The following is a 23,740-nucleotide window of genomic DNA, read 5'->3' as shown; positions in this document are numbered from 1 at the left end:
TTTAAAGATGCTGTTTAGCATTTTTGTTTAAATATTTAGAGAGAATATTCAATGGCTCGTACCATTATCTACACTTATAAAGATGAAGAAAAAACACTGACATTTTCATACGAACATCACCGCAATATCCATGAAGCGGTAGCAGAAGAAGAAGGCATCGATTTAACTGAGTTTCTAAAAATGGAACAGCAAATCGAAGCTATCTCTGATACTAAATCAGTACGAAACTATCGTGATAATCACTTCAGAAAACTTGGTTTTGGTAAAATCACCATGAAGCCAAAAGTAAACCGTGGTGTTGGCGAGAAAGAAGAATAATTTAACAGGTTATTTTGCAAAAACACAAAGGGCCGATTGCTTTACTCTTTACTAGGAAGAGAAATGCCATCAGCCCTTTTTTATTGTGCAGTTTTGTATTGCCTAACCTAACCTAGCCAGTCCCGTCTTACTTCGGTATCTAACGAATTTGATTACTTAATGTTAAGGAAAGCAGCGCCACGAACACCGCCTGAATCACCGTGTTTTGCTTTGATGATCTTCGGACATTTTGCAACAGATAACAGATGCTTTGGAATACGCTTTGGCATCTCTTCATAGATAAGATCGAAGTTAGATAAACCACCGCCAAGCGCGACAACATGTGGGTCACAAGCCGTGAATAGGTTACCAAAACAGATAGCCAGAAGTTCCATAAAACGCTCTACGTGCTCTACTGCGTTCGCTTCACCTTCCGCATGAGCGGTAATGATATCGATCGCTTTCTTCTTCTCACCGTAGTAGTGCTCATAGATAAGCTCAAACCCACGACCAGATAGGTAGCTATCCATACAGCCTTTCTTTTCACAACCACAGCCAAGTAGAGGTGCATTATCACCTAGATGGAACCATGCATCGATAGGAAGACGCATATGCCCTACTTCACCAGCAACGTGGTTACGGCCAGAAAAAACCTTGCCATCATAAATTAAGCCGCCACCAAAACCGGTGCCAAGAATCAGCCCCATCACTGACGGTTCATCTTTTAAATCTTCATCCCATGCTTCTGAAAGAGCAAAACAGTTAGCATCATTTTCAATTTTTACACTACGGCCAATTTTCGCTTCTAGATCTCCACGTAACTGTTTGCCTTTCGCTGCAGGAACATTAACGGTTAATACCGCGTTAGTATCCGCATCTTCCATGCCCGGTAAACCGAGGCCTATCTTACCTTCAACGCCAAGCTCCGCGTCATACTTAGCCACAAGCCCTGCAATGGTGTCGATCAACTTTTGGTAATCGTCGCCCGGTGTAGGCACTCGTTCTGTCGCTACTCGTTCAAGTTTCTCGTTAAAAGCACCAAATTCAATTTTAGTGCCGCCAACATCGAAGCCGTAATACATGAAATCTCTCCTAAAACCGCTCCAAATCCAGAGCGTAAATAATCAACTATTGGCATTATCCATATCCTCCACCCTACAAACCGTGACCTAGTGCGAATTTATCTCTTCACTAGAATCAGTTGAACAACATGTCTGCACATAGTGGTTAAAGATTAGAGGCATCTCTCGGTTTTTTAAACTCAATAAATTTTCTTAGGGATGGTTTTGTTAAGTCAGGGCGATAACGAGTCTTACTTAACATGTAACTTTCTCTGAATGCTTCAAACCATAGCTCAAGTGTTTGTGCGGCCAGCGGTTCTTGTGCCTGCTTTAAGACTAAACTTGCAACCTCAGCGGTAGACAAGTGCTGTTCATTCTCCGATTTTCGCATCATGTACTGAGAGACAGATTCTGGGTTAATGGAAAGCACGGGTAAATGAGCCAAGTAATCAGATCTGCGGAATATTTTTCTCGCTTCACGCCAACTGCCATCAATGAAAATCAGTAACCACTTCTTCTCACCTTTCAATGGCGTGTCTAAACTTTCTAATACACGTGTTTTGTCATCAGCATAATCACTTGGGAAAACAATCACGGGCTGGTATTCATCACTATTAAGCAGTGAGAGCATCTCATCATCAGGTTCAGTACGATTCCACTGATAGACAAACCCTTCTTTAACGACGTCCAGTATTAAGCGGCCTGTATTACTTGGTTTCATCACTTCGTTGTCTGAAACAATCAACATCACTGCAAGGTTGGTGTCAAGATCGGGTTGATGTTCACACATGCAGTGATCAACCATGATTTGACAGAACTTACAACGTACAACTTTTGAGCCACGAGCGTTGAAAGGTTTGGTTGAAAGGGACATTCGATGTTCAAATAAGCGGTGAAAAGCGTGGATTCGCATTGATATAAGCTACTACTATAGAAAATTGGCTCGATTGTACTTACAGTAGTGACAGATTCATAGAGGAAGTGATGTCATGCAAGACCCATCAATAGTTCGTTTTAGCTTTTTTATCGTCATTTTTTGTTTATGTGCAATTTGGGAATGGCGATCTCCACGTAAACAATTAACGCAAAGTAAAGGCTTTCGTTGGTTAAATAATGCGGGCTTAATTGTTCTAAACAGTGTCACGCTCAGTTTATTCATGCCGGTATTAGCTTTTCAGGTTGCCATTGTCGCTCATGACCACGGTTGGGGCTTTTTCAATCTTCTCGAACAGAATGCCATCGCGATACCCCTATGGCTAGAAATCATATTTAGTATCATCTTGCTGGATATGATCATTTATTTTCAACACATGATATTTCACCGTGTTGGATTCTTATGGCGGTTACACCGAGTTCATCATGCTGATCAGGATATAGATGTCACAACAGGGGCTCGTTTTCACCCTATCGAGATCGTGCTATCTATGTGGATCAAAATGATATGTGTAATGGCCCTTGGAATTTCACCGCTGGCTGTTGTCGCATTTGAGATTATTTTGAATGGAAGTGCGATGTTCAATCACAGTAACGCTAAACTCCCACTCAAGGTTGATGCATTTTTGCGACGCCTAATCGTTACTCCTGATATGCATCGAGTCCATCACTCTGTGGTCGTCAAAGAGACCCATTCTAATTTTGGCTTCTTCCTTTCGATATGGGACAGAAGCTTTGGTACTTATATTTCTCAGCCGCAACTTGGCCATGATAAGGTGATTATTGGGTTACCTATCTTTAATACGCCAGATGAACAAAGGTTGGATAATATGCTTACTCAGCCGTTTAGAAATAATTAAGGCAATATCCATATATCAGTGTGAGTTTGTTTATGCTTGAACTGCACACTGATACTTATGTAACATTGTTTGCTGTTGGGCGGCAATATCAGCCACTTGCTCAGAACTCTCAACCATAGACTCTAGCCTAACCTTAGTCTGTTCCCCTTGCTCACTAATTTGATTGATAGAACGACTGACATCGGCGGTTGCTCGTTCTTGCTCTTCTGTGGCTACGGTGATCTGTTCGACTCTTTGGCTGATGTGGTTCACTGATTGTTGAATATCCCCAAAAGTGGTTTTAACTTCATCGCTGGATATCAACGCCTCTACCATCTCTACTCTAGAGTCTGATATTGCACTGCGCGACACTTGGGCCGCATTCACAAGATCATTCATCATCACTCGAATGTTTGACGTCTGTTTCGAGGTTCCACTAGCCAATGCCCTGACTTCATCCGCAACCACGGCAAAACCACGTCCTTGCTCTCCTGCTCTTGCCGCTTCAATTGCTGCGTTCAGTGCAAGTAGATTGGTGCTTTCGGCAATACCACTAATCAAGTCGACCATTGCTTGAATTTTTGTGACTTTCATATCCAATTCTTGCATCGCGCGATCACTAGAATCTAAAGATTGTTCCAATGACTTTAAACGTTGCCTGTTTTTATCAACAACCTTAACACCAGTCGTTGCTTGACCCGAAGCAGTCTGAGAATCCGAGTATGAATCATTCGTTACGGTTGCAATCTCTTGAATTGAAGCCTCAAGTTCACTCACAGTAGTTACGATACAAGTTAACGCTTCATTTTGTTTATTTAGGCTTCGATTGGAACGCTCTGCGGCATCGTGACTGATTTCAGCTGTTTGGTATAGCATTTCGCAGTTACGCGTCACCATCGAAATAGACTGATTGGTTGAATCTATAACTTGATTCAGTTTTACCGCAAGTTCTCGCATCTCGTACGGCCCAACTTGTTCGAGCTGTTGGGTCAAATTATGAGTGGTGATTTCATTTAAGCCATTTTTGAGGTTATTCAATCCTTTATCGATCCATGCCCTCAAAATGATCCATGACATTGCAACAATGGTAACGATAAATGCACCGAATATAATCAACTCTTTTGAGACGGTCTGCATGGTGTTGTGAACGACTTTTTCGCTTTGGGCTATATTATCTCTTGCCATCGTTGATGTTTGATTAAGTAACCCAATGGTACTTTTGGCGATAACCGAAGCCTTTTGTAGCTCGTTATTTTGTTTCTCTATGAATTCAAGTTTGCTGAGGATCTGCTTTAGGACACCGTTAGGTTCGAACCCCTCATTCACCATCTGAAGTGGTGCAACCAAGCTGGCATATTCGACAATATCAGGGTGCCAATGTGAGAAATCATCAAAAGCAAGCTTAATTCCAGCTTGTCGATTTCGCATCTCCTTATACAACTTTAATGCGCTTTCTGTTGTTGTTTCCATCATCATTAGAAGAAACGAACTTTCCATAGACGTTGCACTTGAAATAAAACGGTTCGCTGAATCCGAAGCTTCAGGGTTTTCGCTTACGAGGAACATACTAATGCGGTTCATTTCTGGCCCAATGGAATTCAAACCGTAACGAAAAGCGGTGGCGTTCGAGGATATGAGAGCCTGCTGCGCAACAATATTTCTTTGACCTTGCATCACGGACTCGGTGATTTGATGTAGTTGCTGCAAGCTGTGTTTTAGCTCTTCAAGTTGATCGATTGATATTGTTGAGTCCGCACTTTTTGCGATGGCTACCAACGATGACAGCTTTTGATTACTGAGGCTTTTTAGCTGCTGAATTCTTTCTTGCACAGGTTTTAGTTGGGCTTCTGATTCAACTTGAGTCCCATAATTTATGAGTTTTACTTGTTCTAGAATATTTTGTGTTAGCTCTGCATTATTAAATGCAAGCGGTAGAGCTTGAGTCGAAAGATTGTTAAATTGAACCGTAATTTTCTCAAGCCCTTTATTACTGGCGATAATGAGTGCAAGAACTAGTGAGATGAGCGCAATAAAAATAAAGCTGATCGTTTGAGTAATGGATGGGTTCCGTGGAAAAAGCGATTTAAATACACCAATTAAATATTTCATATCTCTCCGTTAAAGCACTGATGCAATCATTTGCATTTATTGAGAGCAATGCTAGTAAGTGGATATGACGCCAATATTTCATTTTTAAATCATTTATGTGACGGTCTGCTATGTATAAAAATCAGCTTTTATTTCCAATAATCATCAGTTTAGTCATAACAGGTTGTTCGAATGCGCCGAGCCATATTATTGGAAGTCAAAATAGAGTGGTGCCATTTGAAGAACAACTGCCCGATAATCATCTTCTAATGGTTCAATTTAATAAATGGTCAGGGACGCCCTATCGGCTTGGTGGAAACAGCTTGAATGGTGTTGATTGTTCAGCTTTTGTTCAAGAGGTTTATCGTAGTGCGCTTGGTTTGGCCCTTCCAAGAACAACAGCGTTACAGAGTGAACGTGGTAGAAGTATTGAGTACCAACAGGTTAAAACGGGTGATTTAGTATTCTTTAAGACGTCGTATAAAACACGACATGTTGGCATTTATTTAGATAACAATAGATTCATGCATGCATCAACATCAAAAGGGGTGATTATTTCAAGATTGGATAACCCGTACTGGGCTTCTGCGTTTTGGCAAATAAGACGAGTTAACGAGAGTTAAATCGAAATAACTCTCGTCTATTTTGATCAGTCGTATTTCGCTACTGCTGTATCAAATAGGTTTTTAACTAATGCAATGTATTCATCTAAGAATTCGATCTGTTGATTCGTTGCTTTCTTAGTCCAAGCACCAGCAAGTACTTCTCCAAGATCTTCAACTACCGCATCAGCTTCTTTAAGCAGTTGGAAACGTACACTTGAATGCAGTTCCGGGTTTTGTTCGAAAATAGCCATGATATTGGATGAAATCATATCAGTAACTATATCTTCAATACTCTCCTCTCCCGTATCTCCTTGCTCATTAGCAAAGACTGACAAGTTAAAGGAAAGGTGCTCAATCAGCGCTAAATATCCATCGGTTTCAACAACCACTTTTCTTCTCCGTATTGGTGCTTACAACAATTTGCTAAACGGCAACCTGTTCAAGCAACATATCTACTTTATAACATAGTGTGAAAACGTATCTAAACTAATACAATATCAAATCTAATACTAAGACATGTCGTCACATTTTCACACTAATCGGTAAGTGTTATGCTGCGTTTTTGGTTGAGTGTCGTTTTTATCACCAAAAACAGGCTAATAAACACGCACCAACCATCCACTAACTGGCTGTTGTTCGGTTTCTTCCGTTCTGTTTCGAGTGGTACAAGTTTTCGTCAGCTTGTTGGATCCACTCCAAATGGTCACCTAATTTTGGATTAAATTGGCACACACCCAAACTTACTGTGAACTTGACTTCCACCCCACAAGATTTCACCACCTCTGCTTCAATTCGTTTCCTCAGCCTTTCTGCAAAGTAAAGGGCTTGATCTGCCGTGGTATCGGGTAAGACCGCAGTGAACTCTTCACCACCATATCGCCCACACATATCGGTTTTACGTGCTTGTTTCAGTAAAATAGAGGCGGTTTCTCGAATAACATCATCACCCACGGTATGCCCGTAAGTGTCATTCACTCTTTTGAAGTGATCGATATCGAAAATCACCAGCGAACAAGGTGAGTTAACCACTTGAGCATGATCAAATTGCTCTTTAAGACACTCTTCCCAAAAAGAACGATTAAATAAGCCTGTTAAGCCATCAGTACGGCTGATTTTGGCTAAGTCATGGTTCGCATCTCGAAGTTCGATCTTATTCTTTGCAATATCAGAAACATCATTGATCATCAATGCAATATGAGTCACTTCTCCAGACAATGAACGCAGAGGTGTGATGACGACATCTTGATACATGTATTCAACGCCTCTCGACACTGGTGAGAAGTTTGAAAATTTGAACAAATACGGGCGATCTTCCCAACTTGAGAATGACTTTGTCGCTAGTGCTATCGCGGCTTCAACTTTGGTGTGCATCCAACATTCAGGTAAGTCTGGACAGGCAGAAAAAAGATTCTTACCCATAATGTTTTGTGACTGAATACCACTGTATGACTGCATGAAATTATTCCAGACACACACGTTATATTGGCGGTCAATCACTACAAGGCCAGAATCAAGTGTATCCATTAGCTGCATAACCCAATGAAAATCCGTCATATCGACAGTTAAATCAGACATTACATCATCTCCATTAGTTTATAAATTTCAGCAACCGACTTATTATCAAGCAAGAAAAGCACTTCACATTGGAAATCGAGTGTTTCCGCTGAGTAGGTATATTCGATAGTAAAGATCTCTTCAGAATCTGAAATGCTGGATTGCGTTTTCTGAATATGACCCAAAACGGTAGGCTGTCTGAGAGCGACTCGTTTTGCTAATTGCTCCCCCAGGGCGACTAAATAGGAAGAAACTAATAAGTTTGCAATATTTAGTACAATTTCGTTGTAGGTTGAGTGTTCAGGCGTATAACCAAGACGAATTCCGATCTCATTAACATGCGATCCTCTTAAGCAGACCAAAGCTTCGCCGTGTAATCCACCACCAACAAAACGTTGAGACACTGCGATTGAGTTATCACGACTGATCACGTCTTCCATGGTCATTTTTAATTCGCCATAGGTTAATGGACCGACGTTAGGAATGGGTAACTGAATGAATTCACTCAGATGATCGCCAAGAACCGCAGCCCCTTGACCAAGTGCTATGTTGGTTAACTCTTTAAACTTAGTTAAAGGATCGATCGTTTCTGCTTCTTGAACGGGTTTAGGCTTGTTTGCTGTGTAGAAAACAATGCCTAGTTCATCAAAAAGTGGCTTGGCTATTTCAGCGGTAAATGGTTTGGATACGAAGTCATACGCCCCAAGATTTCGACACCTTGTCTTAGCTTCTTGTTGTACATCACCAGAAATTACGACCGTTTTAGTTTGATAGTTGCTAACGGGAAGTGAAGCAAGTACATCGAACCCATCCATTACCGGCATGGTCAAATCCAAGAACAAAATGTCTATATTTTGCTCTTTTAAAACTTGCAGTGCTTCAAGGCCATCTTTGGCAAATACTATTTGTACGTTGTCTGTCTGTGTTATGCATTTGGCGATTGACCTCCGAGCGACCGAGGAATCATCACAAATAAGAATTTTCATAAGTCATTTTTAATTTTTATACTCGTAACATACATAATACTCATACCAACATGTATTTCATACTGTTAAATTCTATGGATGACTTCATGTAGGCGACCGATATCACACTTATTCAGTTCTCTGAGCAATTACAGCCACTTGTTGTAAAAAGTATGCAGAACTTAGCAATCATTGTTAAATTAATGGCCTAAGATAGAAAGTAAATAAAGCAATGACCTAGTGAGGGTGATTATGTGGCAAGCCATTTCTCAGCAATTATCAGATACTTTATTGTTTGACTTCAATTTAGTCGAAAAAACCAAAATCTCCGGAGGGGACATTAGCGAATGCTACATGATCAGCGATGGTGAGCAGCGATATTTCGTTAAGGTCAATAGTCGTGATTTTTTTTCTAAATTCGAAGCAGAAGCAGAAAATCTACGCTTACTGCGGGAAACTTCCACCATATTCGTGCCTGAACTCGTGTTGATTGGTAAATCAAAAACAAATTCATTCATTGTCTTAAACTATTTGCCAACCAAAACGTTAGACGATGCTAAAAACAGTTATGCCTTTGGCGTTAAACTCGCCAAATTGCACCAATGGGGTGAACAAAAAGAGTTTGGGTTTGATCGAGATAATTTCATAGGCGCTACACACCAACCGAATAAGTGGTGTAAAAAATGGAGTCGTTTTTTTTCAGAGCAACGAATCGGCTGGCAGTTGCAACTTCTAAAAGAGAAAGGTATCGAGTTTTGCGATATTGATGCTTTTGTAGAAAGTATTCACCAACGTTTAGCCAATCATCACCCTCGCCCATCATTGATTCATGGTGATCTATGGTATGGCAACGTCTCTAATTCAGTGTCAGGCCCTATCTGCTATGATCCGGCCTCTTACTGGGGGGATTTAGAGTGTGATATTGCGATGACTGAATTGTTTGAAGGTTTTCAACCAGAGTTTTACCAGGGCTACGAAAGTGTTACCCCTTTAGACATTCATTACGCTGAGAGGAAAGACATCTATAATCTCTATCATATACTGAACCACTGTAATCAGTTTGGTGGCCATTATGTTGAACAAGCTCAGCTACTTATTACAAAAATACAATCTCAACCGTAATTGTCACGTTCGCAAAAGGCGAAGCGGTTTAAATTGATAATCAGAGCTTTAGTATTTATATGAAACATAATATTTACTTTAAACTCAGGTAATTTAGAATTTACGTCAAACCCTTAAATGTAACAGTTTCTAATATATGAGACAGAGCTAATTTTGTACTTATTTAGCGCCAATAAGTAACCAAACCATCTAAAGTATAAGGAGTAAAGAGAACCTCAGTATATAAGGTGTAAGGGAAATTTATGCGTAACTACACAGAACGAAGAGTTCAATGCCCACACTGTGGACACTCAATTGGGATCACTCTTGATGCTTCACAAGGAAGTCAAAATTTTTACGATGATTGCCCTGCTTGTTGTCATGCGATCCATTTAAATATGACGGTGGATGAGCAGTATGATCGAGTCGATTTACTGGTCGATTCCGATGATGAGCAAGTTTTCTAAGTGCTATATACGATTCAGTAAATAAACAGACAAAGCGACTGGTTACCCGTTGCTTTGTCTGTATTTTTTGGCACTTTAGTTACTAAATGAAGCGACTAAGTGATTAGCTTCTAGATACAGCCCTGTCCTATTGATCAATTCTGGCAGCAAGTACTCGCTCTACCGTATCGACGATGGCTTGTGTTTGTGGATCAATTTCAATATTCACCTTTTCCCCCACTAAGCGTTGGCCAAAAAGAGTACGATTCAAGGTTTCAGGAATTAAATGTACACAAAATGTATTTTTTTCTACGTCCCCAATGGTTAACGAGCAGCCGTCAATACCAATATAACCTTTAGTAAGAACATATTTGCTCTGCTCATTCGGCAAGCTAAACCAAATGGTTCGATTATTTGGTGTATCGATTATTTCAGTTATCTCAGCGAGGCAATGAATATGCCCTGACATACTATGGCCACCAATTTCATCCCCAAACTTTGCCGCTCGCTCAATGTTCACCGCACTACCCACGCTAAGTTCGCCAAGGTTGGTCAACTTTAACGTTGCTTGCATTAAATCAAACGACACTCGTCCTCCATCAAGCTTGGTAACGGTCAAACAGCACCCGTTATGAGCAACTGAAGCGCCGATTGAAAGTTCTTCTCTCATTTCACCAGATAGCTCAATAGTGTGGGTTTGGAAGTTCTCTTTCTTATCTATTGCAACAATCGTTGCCATACCTTGAACAATACCTGTAAACATTTGCTGATTCCGACAATTTTTAATGGTGCTTATTGTGACATTTCTTTATGATTCACCACAATATATCTGTACATATTATTAGCATTTAAGGATTATCCTGAACCCAATAATATGTCGAACATTTACCTATACTGAACACAGGGCTAGAACGTAACAAAGCCATGCTTGTTTTGGAGAATTTCGTGCATCGTTATAAAAAAGAAGCGGTTAATTTAGTTAAATTATCAACGCCTGTTCTTGTTGCTTCTGTTGCTCAGACAGGAATGGGGTTCGTTGACACTATAATGGCGGGTGGCGTCAGTGCTATTGATATGGCTGCCGTTGCTATTGCGGCAAGTATTTGGCTACCGTCTATCCTATTTGGTGTTGGTTTGTTGATGGCACTTGTTCCTGTCGTTGCTCAGTTGAATGGCTCAGGTAAGCAAGAGAGAATTCCATTTGAGATTCAGCAAGGGTTTACGCTTGCCGTCATCATCTCCTTACCCATTCTTGCCGTGCTATTTCAAACGCAGTGGATTTTAGGATTGATGGACATTGAAACCGCTATGGCCGATAAAACTATCGGTTATATGGATGCTGTAATGTACGCCGTTCCTGCCTTTTTGTTTTTCCAAACATTGAGAAGTTTCACCGACGGTATGGCTTTAACAAAACCAGCCATGGTGATTGGTTTTATCGGTTTACTATTAAATATCCCACTCAATTGGATGTTCGTTTACGGTAAGTTAGGCGCACCTGCATTAGGAGGTATCGGTTGTGGCGTGGCGACCGCAATTGTCTACTGGGTGATGTTTGCTTTGATGCTTCTCTATGTAATCAGCGCTAAGAGACTCCAACATGTAGGCTTGTTTAGTCAATTTCATAAACCTGAATTAAAAGCTCAAATTCGACTCTTCAAGCTTGGTTTCCCTGTGGCGGCTTCTATATTTTTTGAAGTAACACTATTTGCGGTTGTCGCTCTATTAGTTGCGCCTTTAGGCCCGACAATTGTGGCAGCGCACCAAGTTGCCATTAACTTCTCATCACTTGTTTTTATGCTCCCGATGAGTATTGGTGCGGCTGTTAGTATTCGTGTGGGACACAAGCTAGGCGAAGAGAGCATTGAAGGGGCAAGAATTGCGTCACATGTTGGGATAATCGTTGGCTTAGTAACGGCCTTTGGTACTGCCATTTTAACCACGTTGTTTCGTGAACAAGTTTCACTGCTATACACCGATAATCGCGATGTTATTGAACTGGCGATGGAACTATTGCTATTTGCTGCGGTGTACCAATGTACAGACGCCGTTCAAGTTATTGCAGCAGGTGCTTTGCGTGGTTATAAAGACATGCAAGCCATCTTCAATCGTACCTTTATTGCCTATTGGTTAATTGGATTACCAATTGGTTGTATTTTGGGGTTAACCGATTGGATTGTTGAGCCTATGGGTGCTCATGGTTTTTGGATTGGTTTTATTCTTGGCCTATCTTCTGCTGCTGTTATGCTTGGGATCAGATTACATTGGATGCACAGCCAGGAAGATTCAGTTCAGCTGAAATTTGCTTCCCAATAAAGAACTAAATTGGAAGTCGATCGTATGGTTGGCTTCCGCTTAGCTCTTGGCTCTTAGCTCTTAGCTCTTAGCTCTTAGCAAAATGTTACCTATCGATTTGGACGCTCACGTAAATACCTTGCAAATTTTGGTACGCCATTTTGGGTGTATCCGTTGTAACGATACGTAACCGTTGAGCCTAACGTTGGTGGCAATAGCCTCATCTCATCAGTAAAACCACTCCCGATATAAAACTCTACTCCTTCACCCGTTCTAACTAAAATAGAGCCCATTTTACCTTTATACTTACCCGTCCCTGATTTATAGCCAATCACCAAGGCTTCAGCATCTTGATGCTTTTTTAGTTTGAGCAAATCATTACTTCGTCCTGCTTGATATCGACTGGTCACCTTCCTCAACATCAAGCCTTCGCCTAGTTTCTCACTTACGCTATTCAATTGGCTAAAGAGCTCTTTCTCTGTTTTTATCGGTGTGTGTTCAATATATTTAACGTGTTGTACGTCTAACTGGCTTACCCAAGCCAAGATATTATAATAGCGTTTTTGATAGTCACCGGCTGAATCTGGCATATCAAATAGCATCAAATCGATTTTCTTCCATGCTGCATCATTCGGAATATCGTCTAACACAGTCTGCTGTACTAGATGGAAATTGCCTCTTCCTGCCCACAGTTCACCTTCGAAACGTATTGGAGGCAACTTTTTAATAAACCAATCAGGGGCATAAATAGGATTTCCATTTTGTGTCACCAGCATTTTTCCTGTCCATAAGGCTCGTATCCCATCCAACTTTTCACTTTTCCAATATTCAGACACATCAATGTCCTGCTGGTAATGACTCGCTTTTACGACTTGAGGTATCCGCTCATCTATTGATTCAGATTTAGAGGGAAATGCTGTTGCTAGCGCAATAGTGACCAAGTTAAGCCTTAATAAAACCGCAGTTCTTTTTTTCAATGTACTCATCCAACGTTTTTTATATATGTGATTTATAAAAAACCAATATGACGTTACAAGCAAACTACCCCTTGTGGCATGCGAGTAAGGCAACAGTTCATGCTGATATTCCATTTGTCAGTTACATGAAATTTGGACTCATGCACAAATAACTGTTGATTTCACCATGTCAATTTTCGCCATTTATGCACTTAAATTGTTCAATCATTCGTCTGTCAAATTGAGAAAAACTCGATTCTTAAATTGAGAAAAGTACACAAGAATTTTTTATCTATATGATTTAGTTGAATATATTTCTTGGCACAGATTCTGCTCTTATCTATGCATACCCAAACAGGAGATATCATCATGGAACTACGTAAAATTGAAGCTAACGACACAATACTGACTCTTTCAATCTGCGGCGATATGGATGCTTCAGGAAGTCGATATGCTCAACCACATATCGATGATGTCATCGCACACGACAGCCATCCAGAAATTGAAATTGATTTCAGCCAAGTTAATTTTCTCGATTCGTCAGGTGTTGGTGCGATTGTTTATCTCTATAAACGTCTTGTCGAACGTGAACGAAACATGCGCATTGAAAATGTTCAGGGGCAGCCACTAGAGATCATGAATCTTTTACGTATAGGACATGCCATCCCAGTGAACTCTCGTAGCAATAACGCTTAATCGAACCAGCAATTATTCCAATAAAAACAATAATTAATTGCTCACTATAATTGAATAATGACAAGGGACGTTGGCATGAAAAACTTATATATGACTTACATAGCAACAGCTGTATTTTCATTTTACTTAACAGGCTGTACCAGCTACCCGGAAAGCGGAACTGGTGGGCTTGCAGAGAGTTACACTAACGCGGACTTCTCGCCAGTAATGCCCGATGAACCTTTAGGACCAGAGCATGGGTTAAGGTTTGATTGGAAACTGGCCAAACTGCATTTGGATGCTCTAATTCAAGAAGGAGCAAAATGGTGTTTCCCTGCTGCTGTTGTTCAAGCCATTGAGAAACAAAACCGTATAGCACGAGAGCTTCAAGGTGGTTTATTGCTGGATGCAGCTAATGATCTTGTCATTCAAAGAAAGCGACTGAGACAATTAGAGCAACAATTAGACTATGTCACATCACAAACTCGCTGTGCCCCACCTAAAAATGAAGCGCAATTTCAAATTCAATTATCTGTTGTTTCGCATTTATTCGATTTGCTCAATGTCGACAATCAATTTGCTTTCGACTCTATTGAGATTAACCCGAAATACATGGGTAAGCTTGCTGAAGCCGCAAACATTCTTAAACAACATAACGCGCTCACATTACAAGTAACTGGCCATGCCGACGCCTCTGGGAGTGAAGAACATAATCAAACTCTGGCACTTGGTCGAGCTAAGCAGGTCAAACGTTACTTAACCATTTTTGGTCTAAACCCACAAAGAATTACAACTAACTCATTAGGATCTAGCTTACCTCTATTTGAAGGTGATACGCCTGGGGTGATGTTAACTAATCGACGAGTCAGCATAGAAATTTTATCAAATGACAAAAACAGCCCATCAACGCAAAGTGAGCTAGCCGCTTACCAAGGAGTTCGTTATGAAATGGACTAGCCTACTACTCACAACGCTTGTATTTATATTTACAGGTGCTTCACTCTCTTCTCATAGTCATGCTGCAGAAGACGTCGTTCAGGTAGGTGACCTGATTCAAGTTAACCTACCAGGTGAAGAGACGCTAAACAAAGGATTTCAAGTAAATAAGCGTGGAAGAATAACGCTGCCTGAGATTGGTCCTATTTTTGTCGCTGGCTATGACGAGGCCCAACTAGAGCAAACGGTGAAGTCCGCACTAAAGAGTGTTTTCCGTGACCTAACAAACGCAAAAGTGTTCATTAAAAAGCGTCAGATGCTTATTTCAATTCAAGGTTATGTAAAGAAGCCGGGTGAATATACTTTACCTGAAGGTGCCAGCATCCAAATGGCAATTTACGCTGCGGACGGCCTTCGTTCAGGTGCCCAACTTAATAAAATGCAGCTAAAACGTGGTGCTCAAAAACAAGATTTTGATTATAAGAACTTCTTAGATACGGGTAATGAAGATCTGTTACCTGCTCTAAAATCCCTTGATACTTTATTTGTTCCAGCCTCTCCACTTGTGGGTAACATTGAGCAAGAGTTCGACGCTTCAAAACTTGCAAATTCAGGTGACAGTTCAGATGCGAGGTTAGCAATAAAAGTTTTTGGTGAAGTTAATGCGCCGGGGTCATTTTCATACACAAAAGATGCCGATCTTGTGGATATTCTGATGCGTTCTGGTGGTGTTACTCGTTACGCAGGCGTCGAACAGATTCGAGTGATCAGCAACAACGCACCAACTCTATTTAATCTAAAGCGTTATCTCGATTCTGGCGACTCAAGTTTACTCCCTACACTTCTTCCCGGTTCGACTATTTTCGTTCCAATGCAAGAAGAAGAGATTAAATCAGGGGCGAATACCGTATACGTCATGGGTGAAGTTGCTCAACCAGGTGCTTTTGAAGGGAAAAAAGGCGCAACATTTATGGATATTCTCGCTAACGCAGGTGGACCTACTCGATTTGCAGAGTCTCGCCAAATTCGAATTTTAAAGGCTAACGGTAAAGTCATTAAGTTTGATTTAGCGGCATACACTGAAGGCTTAAACGGAATCAAGCCACCAGCGATTCAATCAGGTGATGCCATTTTCGTTCCTGAAAAAACAGATATGAATGAAAAATCGTGGTTAAAGATTGCACCGAATAGAGCGGTTAATGTCATTGGTGAGGTTGTACGCCCCGGCCGTATTGAATGGTCTGATGAAATGGACTTGATGGATTTACTGGCTCATGTAGGTGGCCCGACTCTTCGAGCTGACACCACAAAAATTGAAGTGGTATCCGGCGGAAGACAGATGCAAGTCTTTGATTTAGATAGCTACATAATAAACGGCGCTCAACGAAGTGATCTTCCTGTCATCAGAGCGGGTGCGATTGTACGTGTACACGATCTTCCTCAAGATCCATCAGACAATAAATCTCAATGGGTTCGCCAAAGCTCAGATTCGTCTATTTATGTCTTTGGCCAAGTTAACGCTCCAGGCCGGTACCGTTTTACCAATCAAATGCACTTTTTAGATATCTTATCTGCTGCTGATGGACCAACTAAAGATGCCGACATTCATAATATTCGCGTGACTCATAGAGATAAAACTTACTCTCAAGTTAGTAAATTGAACTTATCTCTTTATTTTGAAACGGGTGATGAATCTCTACTTCCACAAGTTAAAACTGGGGACACCATCTATATTCCAGAAAAAGACCGTAACTGGTTAGATCGTTCTAAAGAATCAACAGTGCGGATCTTAGGGGCGGTTAATGATCCCGGTCGTTATGTATTCGATGACAACATGACAATTCTGGATATTTTAGCTGAAGCTGGTGGCCCAAGTGATTCGGCATACTTAGAGAAAATCAGCGTGGTGAATATGTCGTGCTGTGAAGGACAATCAAGAACATTCGACCTCATTAAATTCAGCAAAACAGGCAATATTTATCAACTACCTGTATTACGAGCTGGCGACACAATTTACATTCCGGATCGTAGCGAAAGTTACATCGAACAAGCTCGTTCAGGTTTACGTGATGTATTACAAATTGCCACCACAATCGTATTAATAGGAGCACTCTAATGGCTATATCTGCTACTCATGCTGAGATTGAACAGCTCTATTTATCAGCTGAACTCGAAAAATGCCGCTCTATTTGCATAACAGCCTGTCATTCAGGTGACGGCGTAACATCAGTAGCAGCGGCATTAACAGAGCGCTACCTACTTGCCGGACACAAAACCTTACTTGTCGATCTCAATTTATTTAACCCCGCTTTCTTGGATCTTGAGTTAAGTTCCACACAGGATGGAGAACATTGGCTAGAATATAGTGAGACTCATCAATTATTTGTAGGCTTACCCGCGCCAAAAGAGACGTCGACTCAACTTGCGTACAAAGATCCAATTACATTACAGAGAAAAGTGGCACAGTGGCTCAACGAATATGAGCGTATTGTTATTGATACTTCCCCACTACTACAGGTAAATAAGGGGAATATCCCGGCTCAAAGTGTTGCGAGTGCATGTGATTGTACTCTACTGGTTATGCTTACAGGTGTGACATCAGCGCATCACCTAACAAAAGCGAAATCACTGCTCTCCGCGAGTTCAATTAACTTATTCGGGTGTGTTATGAACATGCAGCAACATCCATCGCTGGCTCAAGAGATAGTAAGACAACTCAATAAATTTAAGCTGATTCCCAAGTCATTAAGAGCGAAATTAGAATCGGTAATCTATAACAATGATTTTTTAAATTTACCACTTTAATGAGGCTGCTATGAAAAAACTGCTCTGTATGATGTTTGCACTTTCGCCTATGTTAACCTTTGCTGAGCAGTACACGTTCAGTATTGTGCCGCAACAATCTGCGAGTCGACTTGCTAAGCAATGGACTCCTATTATGAATGAACTAAGTAAGCGGACAGGCCATGATTTTGTTTTTACTACAGCCGCTGATATTCCGACTTTTGAGCAACGGTTAAGCGAAGGATTATATGACTTCTCGTACATGAATCCCTACCACTTCGTTACCTTTAATCAAGCGCCCGGTTATCAAGCCATTGCAAAAGCTCAGAATAAACAAATCAAGGGGATACTCGTTGTACGTAAAGACAGTGGCATTACAGACTTAAAACAATTGCAAGATGAAACGCTTGCCTTCCCTGCTCCGGCCGCATTTGCCGCAACTATACTGACTCAAGCCGATCTTGCCGCTCAAAATATTAACGCGACCCCTCAATACGTCTCTTCCCATGATTCTGTTTATCTTTCCGTCGCAAGAGGTTTTTACCCCGCAGGCGGTGGGGTAATGCGAACATTCAAAGCGATGAACAGTGAAATCAGAGAGCAATTAACCCCAATTTGGGTCACCAAAGGTTACACACCCCATGCCATTGCCTCTCACCCTAGAGTGCCTCTATCTGTTACAAAACAAGTTCAGGAGATTTTCGCGGATTTAGCGAAAACAGATTCAGGTTCTAAGTTATTAACACCACTGAAAATTATTGGATTTGAAGCCGCAGTGAACGACGACTGGGATGACGTTCGAGAACTTCATATCAACAATCTAATGAGTGATAAAAAGTAACTCAAAAATAGACAAGGTTCATTAGACAAAAGGTTTTGACTATGACATTTCGAGCTATGACTTTTCGAGCGAAAACAGTAATCGGCATTGCACTAATAGAGATTGTATTATTGATGATCTTAGTGATTAGCTCGATGTCATTTCTTGCTGATTCAAACGAAAAACAGTTAATACAACGGGCAGATGCAACTAAAATCATGTTTGCAAAAGCCACTCAAGATGCTGTCTTATCCATGGATCTCGCCACACTGGACGACTTAACGAACGAGATCGTTGTTCTAGAAGATGTTCTGTATGTGAAAGTAATACGTAACGATAAAGTCCTAGCGTGCAGTGGAGACAAATCTCTATTAGATCGAACGCCGACCTTTGATAAGGGGTTAGATACTATTGATGACGGCATTTTTGATACACGCGTTAATATAGAAGTCGACGGCACGGTTTACGGTCACATCGATATGGGATTTGGAACCTCAAGCATTGATAACCTTTTGGCCAGTGCCCAAAAATCGATCGTTGCTATCGCCTCTCTTGAAGTCTTTCTTGTGGCTGTTTTCTCATTGGTTTTAGGCACGTATTTAACTCGAAATCTCACAAAACTCACCGAAGCCGCGCATAACGTTGCAGAGAATGGCCCCGGTTATCAAATTAAAATGGAGCAGAAGGATGAATTAGCTGAAGTCGCCAATGCCTTCGATAAGATGTCGCGTAGCCTTCAAGAAAATTACGGTGAATTAAAACTCGCGCGAAGTGAAGCCGAACAAGCCAGTGAATCTAAAAGTCGTTTCTTAGCTTCAATGTCACACGAGATTCGTACCCCAATGAATGGCGTTCTTGGTTTGTTATCTCTTCTTGAGGAAACCAAACTAGATAAAGAACAGATGAAACTCTTACATACTGCAACTGAATCAGGCGAGTTGCTACTTTCGATTATTAATGACATTCTCGACTTCTCAAGAATGGATGCTAATACCTTGATTCTGGAGCATAAACCTTTCATTCTTAACTCTTGCATGATCGACATCGTGGATAGTTTTAATGCTCTTGCGAACAAGAAAAATATCGCGTTAGTCTGTTCGGTTGATAATACTAAACCCATTAGTGTTATCGGAGACGTCAACCGTTTCCGCCAAGTTGTGCTTAACTTACTTGGAAACGCATTTAAATTTACTTCCGAGGGGTTGATCTCCGTTCAATTGCAAACCGAAGTCCAAGATCAGAACAAAATTCAAGTGACCTGCTCGGTGACGGACACAGGAATTGGCATAGAAACTAATGCCCTCGATTACCTTTTTGATGAATTTACAATGGTTGACCAAAGTTACTCTCGAAGCCGTGACGGTTCCGGTTTGGGGCTTGCCATATCACAACGTCTAGCTGAGATGATGGATGGTGGTATTACGGCCAAAAGCACATTAAATCAAGGTAGCACTTTTACGTTCACCTCTTACCTAAAACTGTCAGATGAAGAGGAAAAGTCAGATAAAACCAGTAAAACGTCCCCCGTTCTTTCGGAAGCAATACGCAAATGTAAGATTCTAGTTGCAGAAGATAACAAAGCGAATCAACTCGTTATTCAAAATATGTTTCTTCACGTAGGAATGGATATCGATATCGCTGAAAATGGGAATCAAGCGGTGGAAATGGTCCTTAATGGCACCTATGATTTTGTCTTCATGGATATCTCTATGCCCGAAAAAGATGGGATTGAGGCATGTAGCGATATACGAAATTTAGAGTCTTCGCTGAAATCATCGGTCCCAATTGTGGCACTGACCGCTCATGCTCTTTCTGGAGACAAAGAAAAATTTATGAAAGCTGGCATGGATGACTACCTTTCGAAGCCAGTTAGAATGTTCCAACTCATCGAAATGCTAAACCGCTATTTAGATCCGGAGCGATTGTCTATGGATGAAACGGGGATGGGTTCAAGCGGTAATGATAATAACGAAGTCGCAATGATGCCAAACCAACAACAGAGATCAACCTCAGTAATGACTCAAGAACAGGGGAATTTAACCGACATGGACACAAGCAATATGGACACAACTAACGAAGCTGCACTGCAATCTAACATTAACCTTCACTCACCTGAAGACTCTGTCGCGTCGGAAGGTTTGGATTCCGAACTGATAAACCAATACGTTGATGAATCGATTTTGATTCAAATGATTGAAGATACAAGCGCAGAAGTCATTCCTCTTTTGATTGAACACTATGTCGAAGAGTGTCATGTCCGTTTAGAAAAGATATATGCGGCGATGGATGCTCAAGATATAGACTCACTCGAATTTGAAACACATACATTAGGCAGCTCTTCACTGGCACTTGGCAACCGTAAGTTGTCCACTTTAGCTCGTGCAATAGAAAAACAGTGCCTACAAAATAACTCAGAAGAAGCATTCAAATTATGTGCAGGAATAGAAGAGCTTGCTAATGCTTCAATTAAAGCGCTTAAATTACGAAGTGCTCTCGGCTTTGAAAGCCATGCTTGAAAACCATTCGAGTTCAAATATTTAATTCAATCAGATTCATAGTTATGAAAGGCTGTGCTATTAATTTGTTTATAGCGATTTTTTAATCGTATGATTTTAAAAGGAGTATGCATGCGCCCTAAAGTATTACTAGTTGAAGATTCGACCTCGCTGGCCGTGCTATATAAACAATATGTGAAAGATGAACCTTACGATATCTTTCATGTTGAAACCGGACGCGAAGCAAAAGACTTTATACAACGCAACACTCCACAATTGGTCATTCTTGATTTAAAACTTCCCGATATGTCTGGAGAAGATGTCCTAGAGTGGATTTCAAGCAACGAAATACCGACTGCTGTGATTATTGCCACAGCGCATGGTTCTGTCGATATTGCCGTCAGCCTGATTCAAAAAGGGGCGGAAGACTTCCTTGAGAAACCGATTAAAGCAGATCGACTTAAAACCTCTGTTCAACTTCATCTTAAGCGCGCTAAATTAGAGCACTTAGTTGATGATATGCAGAACAAATTTGACCGTTCTCGCTTTCATGGCTTTATCGGGTCATGCTTACCAATGCAAGCGGTGTATAAAACCATTGATTCTGTTGCACCAACAACCGCCAGTGTTTTCATTAATGGAGAGAGTGGAACGGGTAAAGAGGTTTGTGCTGAAGCCATCCACAAAGAGAGTAACCGCAAAGATAAATCATTTATTGCGATTAACTGCGGCGCGATACCTCGTGATCTCATGGAAAGTGAAATTTTTGGCCATGTGAAAGGCGCATTTACTGGAGCCACCACCGATCGCAAAGGTGCGGCGATGCTTGCTCATGGTGGAACACTGTTTCTAGATGAGCTCTGCGAAATGGAACTGGAAATGCAGAAGAAGTTACTGCGTTTCTTACAAACTGGCACCTTTACCCCACTAGGTGGCAGCAAAGAGATAAAAGTTGATGTGCGTATAATATGTGCAACCAACCGAAATCCCTTACTGGAAGTTCAAGAAGGTCGGTTCCGCGAAGATCTCTATTATCGAGTTCATGTCGTGCCCATTGAGATGCCAGCACTTCGTGAGCGAGGCTCCGATATTGCGACTCTAGCGAAGCACTTTTTGAAGGTCTACGCCAAGCAAGATGGTAAGAAATTCATCGGAATTAATCGCGATGCAGAAACGATTCTAAAACGCTACACTTGGCCTGGGAATGTTCGCCAACTGCAAAATATTATTCGAAACATTGTTGTTCTTAATGATGAAACTCACGTTTCTGTTGAACATCTACCGCCTCCAATTAATAGCAAAGAAACCACCACTAAGCCAATGGGGCTCTCGGCGGCGAACAAAATTCAGCAGCCTGTTGAAGTACAGCCTACTTTTGTTCCTCAAACTTCTGAACAACCGATGGCCATTTCTGGACAGTCTGGCGATCTCGATGCTCAATCCATTTTAAGTGACAGCATCACAAATAGTCAGTCAGTGGGTGCCGCCGATTCGGCTATGATTAACTCGGTTTTAACTAAACCGAATGGAGACATAAGACCAATGTGGCAAATCGAGCGCGAAGCGATTCAGCATGCGATTGATTTTTGCGACGGTAACGTCCTAAATGCAGCAGTACTATTAGAGTTAAGTCCTTCTACCGTATATCGGAAGAAACAGGCTTGGGAATCCGAAAGTGAATGCGATCAAGCCTAGATTAGGCGAGATATGGCTGTTAATCGATAGCCTAACTTTTGGTGGGATAGAAACGCATGTGCTTGAGCTCGCAATCGGGCTTAAGCATTTTGGATTGCATTCAAAAAGTAAAATCCCCTCTGTCCGAGTGGTATTACTGACAGAGTATCCTGAAGAATCTGCGATCATCCAGAAATTGAATGTTGAAGGAATTCCCTACTCTTATCTTCACCAGTTAGTTGATACGGAAAATAGATCCACACAAAGATTTCATCAATTATTGAATCAACCGCTGCATCAACTTCACCTCGCCAATCGTATTCATCAACCGACACTCATTCATGCTCACGGGTATAAAGCGAGTATCTTAAGCAAATTAACTAAATTACTCTCATGGTCGCACCCTATCACTCAATTCTCGACTTTTCACGCTGGAGAAAACCCAGTAGGAAAGGTAAAGCTGTATGATCTATGTGACCGATATTCCGCTGGTGTCTCAAATAGCAACCTCGCAGTCAGTCAATTGATACAATCTAAACTGCCCGTTAAAGCTTCGGTTCTCAACAATTTCGTCAACACAGGTAATGTGACGCGTAGTAACGGACAGCAACTGGCTTTTGTTGGGAGACTAAGCCATGAAAAAGCCCCAGACCGAATCTTAGATTTAGCCAAACACTTTCCAGAACTTGTTTTTGATATTTATGGCAGCGGTCCACTTGACTCTGATTTGAGTGCAAACAAAACCTCAAATGTTAAGTTTCACGGACATCAAAATGATATGTCACTCGTTTGGCAGAATATTGGGCTGCTTATCATTCCTTCACGATTTGAAGGTTTGCCAATGGCAGCATTAGAAGCGATGTCACGTGGTATACCAGTACTAGCGATGAATGTTGGAAATCTAAGCCAACTTATTCAACATAATGAAAATGGCTTTATCGCGAATAACGCCGATCAACTGTTTGAACATCTCCAAGCTTGGTTCTCTTCTTCTGAAGGTGAAAAAAATTCCATGTCTCAAAATGCGATTAACACGGTGAATAAGCACTACTCTAGTGAAGCTGTGATCCCTCAGTTTCTGAATGTGTATCAAATCCTTCCGACAAAATCTGAAAGTTCTAGTTGCTAATTTTCTGAACAAAAGCGCTCTTATATTCATACAATAGGCTCATCTCAAACTGAGAATATGTTTCTCAATATGAGAATTGCGCATCAA

At 41.1% G+C, this 23,740-nt stretch carries 21 protein-coding genes and 2 pseudogenes; 15 read left to right on the top strand and 8 right to left on the bottom strand.

Going from position 1 to position 23,740, the window contains the following annotated elements:
• The first annotated feature begins 51 nt into the window (after window positions 1-51).
• Window positions 52-318, top strand: a complete 267-nt coding sequence (locus FCV43_RS07565) for a DUF2960 family protein (protein ID WP_017051573.1) — start codon at window positions 52-54, stop codon at window positions 316-318.
• A gap of 152 nt (window positions 319-470) precedes the next feature.
• Here the strand turns inward: FCV43_RS07565 and nagK are convergent, their stop codons facing one another.
• Both nagK and FCV43_RS07555 read right to left on the bottom strand, forming a co-directional pair.
• Complete coding sequence (nagK, locus tag FCV43_RS07560; protein WP_017051574.1) at window positions 471-1,379, bottom strand: N-acetylglucosamine kinase; 909 nt, start codon at window positions 1,377-1,379, stop codon at window positions 471-473.
• Window positions 1,380-1,524: 145 nt separating this feature from the next.
• Window positions 1,525-2,271: a tRNA-uridine aminocarboxypropyltransferase gene (locus FCV43_RS07555; RefSeq protein WP_136994662.1), complete on the bottom strand. Its 747-nt coding sequence runs from the start codon at window positions 2,269-2,271 to the stop codon at window positions 1,525-1,527.
• A gap of 76 nt (window positions 2,272-2,347) precedes the next feature.
• On the opposite strand from FCV43_RS07555, the gene FCV43_RS07550 reads away from it, so the two are divergent.
• Window positions 2,348-3,151 (top strand): sterol desaturase family protein, encoded by an 804-nt coding sequence (locus FCV43_RS07550; RefSeq protein ID WP_017051576.1) that lies wholly within the window; start codon window positions 2,348-2,350, stop codon window positions 3,149-3,151.
• A gap of 30 nt (window positions 3,152-3,181) precedes the next feature.
• Here FCV43_RS07550 and FCV43_RS07545 read toward each other — a convergent pair whose 3' ends face one another.
• Window positions 3,182-5,239 (bottom strand): methyl-accepting chemotaxis protein, encoded by a 2,058-nt coding sequence (locus FCV43_RS07545; RefSeq protein ID WP_136994661.1) that lies wholly within the window; start codon window positions 5,237-5,239, stop codon window positions 3,182-3,184.
• 110 nt (window positions 5,240-5,349) lie between these two features.
• On the opposite strand from FCV43_RS07545, the gene FCV43_RS07540 reads away from it, so the two are divergent.
• Window positions 5,350-5,841, top strand: a complete 492-nt coding sequence (locus FCV43_RS07540) for a C40 family peptidase (RefSeq protein WP_136994659.1) — start codon at window positions 5,350-5,352, stop codon at window positions 5,839-5,841.
• Between the two features lie 26 nt (window positions 5,842-5,867).
• On the opposite strand, the gene FCV43_RS07535 is transcribed toward FCV43_RS07540, so the two are convergent.
• The 3 genes from FCV43_RS07535 to FCV43_RS07525 all read right to left on the bottom strand — a co-directional run bounded on the left by FCV43_RS07535 (window position 5,868) and on the right by FCV43_RS07525 (window position 8,363).
• Entirely contained in the window at window positions 5,868-6,212 is a 345-nt protein-coding gene (locus tag FCV43_RS07535) for a DUF3802 family protein (RefSeq protein WP_113795559.1), read from the bottom strand.
• A gap of 232 nt (window positions 6,213-6,444) precedes the next feature.
• Entirely contained in the window at window positions 6,445-7,398 is a 954-nt protein-coding gene (locus FCV43_RS07530; protein WP_017051580.1) for a sensor domain-containing diguanylate cyclase, read from the bottom strand.
• Window positions 7,398-8,363: a response regulator gene (locus FCV43_RS07525; RefSeq protein WP_029203247.1), complete on the bottom strand. Its 966-nt coding sequence runs from the start codon at window positions 8,361-8,363 to the stop codon at window positions 7,398-7,400. Before FCV43_RS07525 ends, FCV43_RS07530 begins: the two co-directional genes overlap by 1 nt.
• A 231-nt stretch (window positions 8,364-8,594) precedes the next feature.
• Here FCV43_RS07525 and FCV43_RS07520 point away from each other — a divergent pair, with 231 nt between their 5' ends.
• Entirely contained in the window at window positions 8,595-9,464 is an 870-nt protein-coding gene (locus FCV43_RS07520) for a fructosamine kinase family protein (protein WP_136994657.1), read from the top strand.
• 242 nt (window positions 9,465-9,706) lie between these two features.
• Complete coding sequence (locus tag FCV43_RS07515) at window positions 9,707-9,910, top strand: CPXCG motif-containing cysteine-rich protein (RefSeq protein WP_017051583.1); 204 nt, start codon at window positions 9,707-9,709, stop codon at window positions 9,908-9,910.
• 127 nt (window positions 9,911-10,037) lie between these two features.
• Here FCV43_RS07515 and FCV43_RS07510 read toward each other — a convergent pair whose 3' ends face one another.
• A complete protein-coding gene (locus FCV43_RS07510) occupies window positions 10,038-10,652 on the bottom strand; it encodes a riboflavin synthase (RefSeq protein ID WP_017051584.1) in 615 nt (204 codons plus the stop codon).
• A gap of 182 nt (window positions 10,653-10,834) precedes the next feature.
• Here FCV43_RS07510 and FCV43_RS07505 point away from each other — a divergent pair, with 182 nt between their 5' ends.
• Complete coding sequence (locus tag FCV43_RS07505; protein ID WP_136994655.1) at window positions 10,835-12,205, top strand: MATE family efflux transporter; 1,371 nt, start codon at window positions 10,835-10,837, stop codon at window positions 12,203-12,205.
• A gap of 89 nt (window positions 12,206-12,294) precedes the next feature.
• On the opposite strand, the gene FCV43_RS07500 is transcribed toward FCV43_RS07505, so the two are convergent.
• Window positions 12,295-13,170 carry a DNA ligase gene (locus FCV43_RS07500; protein ID WP_113795733.1) on the bottom strand — a complete coding sequence of 292 codons (876 nt, stop codon included), beginning with the start codon at window positions 13,168-13,170 and terminating at the stop codon, window positions 12,295-12,297.
• 339 nt (window positions 13,171-13,509) lie between these two features.
• On the opposite strand from FCV43_RS07500, the gene FCV43_RS07495 reads away from it, so the two are divergent.
• The 9 genes and pseudogenes from FCV43_RS07495 (at window position 13,510) to FCV43_RS07460 (ending at window position 23,653) form a co-directional block, all read left to right on the top strand.
• The gene (locus FCV43_RS07495) at window positions 13,510-13,836 is read left to right on the top strand and encodes an STAS domain-containing protein (protein ID WP_136994653.1); all 327 of its coding nucleotides are present in this window, start codon (window positions 13,510-13,512) and stop codon (window positions 13,834-13,836) included.
• 75 nt (window positions 13,837-13,911) lie between these two features.
• Entirely contained in the window at window positions 13,912-14,772 is an 861-nt protein-coding gene (locus FCV43_RS07490) for an OmpA family protein (RefSeq protein ID WP_170961620.1), read from the top strand.
• Window positions 14,759-16,867, top strand: coding sequence for an SLBB domain-containing protein (locus FCV43_RS07485; protein ID WP_017051589.1), 2,109 nt, complete (start codon window positions 14,759-14,761; stop codon window positions 16,865-16,867). Before FCV43_RS07490 ends, FCV43_RS07485 begins: the two co-directional genes overlap by 14 nt.
• Window positions 16,867-17,556, top strand: coding sequence for a CpsD/CapB family tyrosine-protein kinase (locus tag FCV43_RS07480; protein WP_136994651.1), 690 nt, complete (start codon window positions 16,867-16,869; stop codon window positions 17,554-17,556). The genes FCV43_RS07485 and FCV43_RS07480 overlap by 1 nt, the downstream gene beginning before the upstream one ends.
• A 10-nt stretch (window positions 17,557-17,566) precedes the next feature.
• Window positions 17,567-18,376, top strand: coding sequence for a phosphate/phosphite/phosphonate ABC transporter substrate-binding protein (locus FCV43_RS07475; RefSeq protein WP_017051591.1), 810 nt, complete (start codon window positions 17,567-17,569; stop codon window positions 18,374-18,376).
• Between the two features lie 41 nt (window positions 18,377-18,417).
• Window positions 18,418-20,871, top strand: coding sequence for a HAMP domain-containing hybrid sensor histidine kinase/response regulator (locus FCV43_RS07470; RefSeq protein WP_240697137.1), 2,454 nt, complete (start codon window positions 18,418-18,420; stop codon window positions 20,869-20,871).
• Between the two features lie 111 nt (window positions 20,872-20,982).
• Window positions 20,983-22,146: pseudogene (locus tag FCV43_RS07465) on the top strand (sigma-54-dependent transcriptional regulator); the annotation flags it as partial.
• A 228-nt stretch (window positions 22,147-22,374) separates the two neighbouring features.
• A pseudogene (locus FCV43_RS20840) lies at window positions 22,375-22,545 on the top strand (helix-turn-helix domain-containing protein); the annotation flags it as partial.
• Complete coding sequence (locus FCV43_RS07460; protein ID WP_136994647.1) at window positions 22,526-23,653, top strand: glycosyltransferase family 4 protein; 1,128 nt, start codon at window positions 22,526-22,528, stop codon at window positions 23,651-23,653. The pseudogene FCV43_RS20840 and the gene FCV43_RS07460, both read left to right, overlap by 20 nt.
• Window positions 23,654-23,740 lie beyond the last annotated feature (87 nt).

The organism is Vibrio genomosp. F6 (assembly GCF_005146325.1).
GTDB classification, from domain to species: Bacteria; Pseudomonadota; Gammaproteobacteria; order Enterobacterales; family Vibrionaceae; genus Vibrio; species Vibrio cortegadensis.
The sequence above is the reverse complement of the archived record's forward strand: the minus strand, read 5'-3'. Positions and strand labels throughout refer to the sequence as shown.

Coding starts and splice junctions, on each gene's coding strand:
- nagK (WP_017051574.1), bottom strand. CDS start 1,379: ATGTATTACGGCTTCGATGTTGGCGGCACTAAAATTGAATTTGGTGCT.
- FCV43_RS07480 (WP_136994651.1), top strand. CDS start 16,867: ATGGCTATATCTGCTACTCATGCTGAGATTGAACAGCTCTATTTATCA.
- FCV43_RS07485 (WP_017051589.1), top strand. CDS start 14,759: ATGAAATGGACTAGCCTACTACTCACAACGCTTGTATTTATATTTACA.
- FCV43_RS07515 (WP_017051583.1), top strand. CDS start 9,707: ATGCGTAACTACACAGAACGAAGAGTTCAATGCCCACACTGTGGACAC.
- FCV43_RS07500 (WP_113795733.1), bottom strand. CDS start 13,170: ATGAGTACATTGAAAAAAAGAACTGCGGTTTTATTAAGGCTTAACTTG.
- FCV43_RS07540 (WP_136994659.1), top strand. CDS start 5,350: ATGTATAAAAATCAGCTTTTATTTCCAATAATCATCAGTTTAGTCATA.
- FCV43_RS07525 (WP_029203247.1), bottom strand. CDS start 8,363: ATGAAAATTCTTATTTGTGATGATTCCTCGGTCGCTCGGAGGTCAATC.
- FCV43_RS07495 (WP_136994653.1), top strand. CDS start 13,510: ATGGAACTACGTAAAATTGAAGCTAACGACACAATACTGACTCTTTCA.
- FCV43_RS07550 (WP_017051576.1), top strand. CDS start 2,348: ATGCAAGACCCATCAATAGTTCGTTTTAGCTTTTTTATCGTCATTTTT.
- FCV43_RS07510 (WP_017051584.1), bottom strand. CDS start 10,652: ATGTTTACAGGTATTGTTCAAGGTATGGCAACGATTGTTGCAATAGAT.
- FCV43_RS07490 (WP_170961620.1), top strand. CDS start 13,912: ATGAAAAACTTATATATGACTTACATAGCAACAGCTGTATTTTCATTT.
- FCV43_RS07520 (WP_136994657.1), top strand. CDS start 8,595: ATGTGGCAAGCCATTTCTCAGCAATTATCAGATACTTTATTGTTTGAC.
- FCV43_RS07555 (WP_136994662.1), bottom strand. CDS start 2,271: ATGCGAATCCACGCTTTTCACCGCTTATTTGAACATCGAATGTCCCTT.
- FCV43_RS07470 (WP_240697137.1), top strand. CDS start 18,418: ATGACATTTCGAGCTATGACTTTTCGAGCGAAAACAGTAATCGGCATT.
- FCV43_RS07545 (WP_136994661.1), bottom strand. CDS start 5,239: ATGAAATATTTAATTGGTGTATTTAAATCGCTTTTTCCACGGAACCCA.
- FCV43_RS07530 (WP_017051580.1), bottom strand. CDS start 7,398: ATGTCTGATTTAACTGTCGATATGACGGATTTTCATTGGGTTATGCAG.
- FCV43_RS07565 (WP_017051573.1), top strand. CDS start 52: ATGGCTCGTACCATTATCTACACTTATAAAGATGAAGAAAAAACACTG.
- FCV43_RS07475 (WP_017051591.1), top strand. CDS start 17,567: ATGAAAAAACTGCTCTGTATGATGTTTGCACTTTCGCCTATGTTAACC.